At 55.0% G+C, this 3,387-nt stretch carries 3 protein-coding genes and 1 pseudogene; all 4 read left to right on the forward strand.

Annotated features, from left to right (window positions below; translation table 11 throughout):
• Nucleotides 1–1,546, forward strand: a 1,546-nt coding sequence (locus RMO15_RS07010) for a hypothetical protein (RefSeq protein WP_309709746.1), incomplete at its 5' end; no start/stop codon positions are given.
• 178 nt (nucleotides 1,547–1,724) lie between these two features.
• On the forward strand, nucleotides 1,725–2,411 hold the full coding sequence (locus RMO15_RS07015; RefSeq protein ID WP_309709749.1) for a PEP-CTERM sorting domain-containing protein: 687 nt from the start codon (nucleotides 1,725–1,727) through the stop codon (nucleotides 2,409–2,411).
• A gap of 237 nt (nucleotides 2,412–2,648) precedes the next feature.
• Nucleotides 2,649–3,080 (forward strand): helix-turn-helix domain-containing protein, encoded by a 432-nt coding sequence (locus tag RMO15_RS07020; protein WP_309709752.1) that lies wholly within the window; start codon nucleotides 2,649–2,651, stop codon nucleotides 3,078–3,080.
• Between the two features lie 53 nt (nucleotides 3,081–3,133).
• Nucleotides 3,134–3,387 (forward strand): annotated as a pseudogene (locus RMO15_RS07025) (hypothetical protein); the annotation flags it as partial.

Raw genomic sequence — 3,387 nt, forward strand, 5'->3', positions numbered from 1 at the left:
AGGGAAAGTCATTGCCATGGCAACCCCAACGGAGGCCAGGGCCTCTAGCCTGAGCCGTCCCTCTAGCCTGGTCGAGAGCTGGGCATCGTCGCTGCGGCGGGCGCTGGCTGTGCCAGGCATCGAGGTGAGTGATAACGGCCAGATCGTCCCCTGGATGGAGAAGCGCGTTTTAAAGTTCAGCGGCGCGGCGCGTGGCCCCGTGACGATCCAGCGCCAGAGCGGGCCGGGCAGCCCCGTGGAGGCGAGTGTGGATCTGACGGCCAAGACCATCACGCTTCTGGGCAAGTCGGTGGGCCGCGATATCCTGGTGGTCTCCCGCGAGGGGGCGAGTGCGAAGTTTACCGTCGCGGTGCAGCCCTACGCCGCGAATCTCCTCGCTCCACAGCCGGTGGTGCTCACCGGTTCAGGGGTCGAAGGGGAGAAGGTCTCACGGCTCGTGCTTGCCAGTGCACGCGCCTCGGTGCAGACCCTTAAGGGAGCCAGCTTCACCATCGAAACAGAGCCTACGGCAGTGCCCCCGCCCGCTCAGGGCAAGTCGCTAACCGTGCCCATTGCGATCACCGCCACAGGCCCGGACATGCTTCCCGTGCGCCAGACACTGAAAATCCCCGTGGTTGCCCGTAGCTTGCCTAAGGCGGAGACCAACGCCCTCCTCTTCTCCAACAACCCGGAGCGCATCAAAGAGCCACAGACTCTCTTTGTGACACGACTTAGCATGGGGACAGCCCGCCTGCTCTACCATCATCTTAATAACACCGGGCAGAACCTCTGGTTTGTGGCAGAGCTAGTCAACGACAGCGACACCCCAACGCGGGTTCAGGTTCTGGGAGGCGATGCAGGGCCGGTGCGCGATACGGTCTGGGTGGGCTACCGAGCCGCTTCCGACTTCATGAGTGCCTTCTCCAGCGACTCAGGAATGGTGGTGGAGATCCCTGCCCATAGCCGCATGGCACTCCAGACCATCCGGCTCCCCAACGACCTGACGATCTCAGGGCTCTTTCAGCTACGACTTCTCTCCGGCAGTGCCCCCCTAGTACGTGTCGGGGCAGACATTCCCGGTTCCGCCATCACCCTCGCGGAGATTCTTGTCCCCACACCGCTCTCGGACAGCCTCCAGACCCAGCTTCGCGAGGTAGATCGGCAGTCGTCCCATGTCTATCCCAAGCCCTCAGTTAGCCTGACGGCGAAGCACAGTGTGGGCGGACGCTGGGGATTTTTCTCCGTGGGCCGCTCCCCGATTAGCGCAACGGACTCCAGCCAGGTTCTTGAGGGGAACTACGGCGTCTTCTATGACATCCAACTCACGCTCGATAACCCCACGTCCGCGCCTGCGGATGTCCGCCTGATCTTCGAGCCTGCGGGAGGCATGGCGGGGGCGGTGTTTTTAATAGACGGTCAGCGCAAAGAAATCCCCCAGACCAACATGCCCACGGAGACGGTTCTGGCTACTTTCCGGCTCGCTCCCGGCGCCCGAAAAACCATCCCCGTTCGCACCCTTCCTCTCTCAGGCTCCAACTATCCGGTCAACCTCATCGTCAAGTCTTAAAACTTCACTGTGGGAAATACTTGACATTCAGACAGAAAATTGGTAGAGTGTGCCAAGCGTGCCGAAGCGCTTCCATCGCGCATGCGTCGGAAGTTTTGGCCAAACAGGTTTAGAAAACCTGCCATCTGGGTAAGATCTAGGTGGACGGGTAATGTAATAATTAAGGTATGCAAAAAGCATGCCAATCGTCAAAAAGCTCTCGGATTTTTTAGGGGAACAGGTAAAACAGATGCGAACAAATCGTGGATTACTAACATCAGCCGCTCTTGGCATAGCAGTATTTAGCATAACGGGAATGGCCATAGCACAAACGCCTCCGACAGTAAGCGCAGCAAGTCTGACAACTCAGTCTGGCAGTTCCGGCTTCGACTTTTTTGTTTACGGACGTACAACAAACCCGGTAGCACTTCCTGTGTTCGGTCCGCCAATTAGTTTACAAACCTCGACTTTTACCAGTGCTATTGGTGCTGATTTTATAAGTGGTCTTCCTTCAACAACTAAAACTGTCAATTCTGACTTGAATCTAGTTCTTACTACAAGTGCTGGCTCAGCAAGTTTTAGCTGGACAGGACTGGTATTTACAGGCACATCAGATGCAACGGGTGCAAATTTTAACTTTGGTCATCTTAGTGCTAGCCCACTTACATACGGTTTAGCGGGAACTAATTTATTCTCAGCTAGAGTTTCTTCTAATTTCGTTTTGGGTACTGCAACAACGGGAGCACCTGCAGATCCTGGTCTTGCAGCATTAAACTTGCCTGTCCAGATCACCTATCTTGGTGTTATCCCTGAGCCAGCGACACTGGCTCTGTTTAGCCTAGGACTAGCTCCCGTTATGGTTGCAATCCGCCGCCGTCGGAAGTAAGTTTCTTTACCTTTTCCCTCTCCTCAAAGCCGGGTGTTCGTCACTCGGCTTTTTTGTTCTACGTACTGGAGCGACCAGGCGATGATTGCGACAGGCAAGGCAGAAAGGTACACAACCAAGGCGTCGTCACCACCACTTAAAAGCACCACCGACGCGCGAGTAGTAAGCCGATACTCCTCAGAGGATGGTGGGAAGCAGCTAAGTACTAATTCAGAAATAGGCTATACTTAGCTCATCATGAGCCGACTGATTCGCCTCGACCTAACAAATGAAGAACGTAACGCTCTGGAAAAGGGCTTCAAATACGGCAAAAGTCACGGCTTTCGACAACGCTGCCAGATGATCTTGCTCAAGAGCCAGAGCAAGCCCTCCCATGAGGTCGCCCAGGAACTGGGATGCTGTATGATGGCAGTCAATGGCTGGGTGAAGCGCTACCAAGCAGAGAGCATCGAAGGCTTGCAGATCAAGAAAGGACGCGGACGAAAAACCATTCTCGATGCACAGCAAGATTTACCTGCAGTGCGTCGGGCTGTCCAGGCAAATCGTCAGCGTCTTAGCTTGGCTCAGCAAGCTCTACAAGACGAACTGGGCAAAGAGTTCAGTACTCTGACCTTGAAACGCTTTTTAAAAAACATTGTTGCTGATACAAGCGACTTCGAAGGCGAGTAAAAGGAGCTCCTGATCCTGAGGAATATGCCTTCAAAGTCGCGAGTCTAGCCCGTTTGGAACAATTGTCCCAGCAAGGACACATTGATTTGTTCTACGGCGACGAGAGCGGTGTTTCGCTTTTGCCCTGTGTTCCCTATGCTTGGCAATTCTCTGATGAGAAAGTAGGGATGCCCAGCACCAGCGGAAGTGTGGTCAACTGCTTCGCTCTGTTGAGCCGAAGCAATGCCTGCTGGTTTCGCACGACGCGCCAAGGGGTGACATCGGCGTTGGTTAGTCAGTGGCTGGACAGTTTTGCGCAAGGTTTGAC

Origin of the sequence: Armatimonas sp. (genome assembly GCF_031410135.1) — a bacterium.
In the GTDB taxonomy this organism is placed as follows: domain Bacteria; phylum Armatimonadota; class Armatimonadia; order Armatimonadales; family Armatimonadaceae; genus Armatimonas.

Excerpts from the sequence above, each read along its gene's own strand:
- RMO15_RS07015 (WP_309709749.1), top strand. The coding sequence starts at position 1,725 with ATGCCAATCGTCAAAAAGCTCTCGGATTTTTTAGGGGAACAGGTAAAA.
- RMO15_RS07020 (WP_309709752.1), top strand. The coding sequence starts at position 2,649 with ATGAGCCGACTGATTCGCCTCGACCTAACAAATGAAGAACGTAACGCT.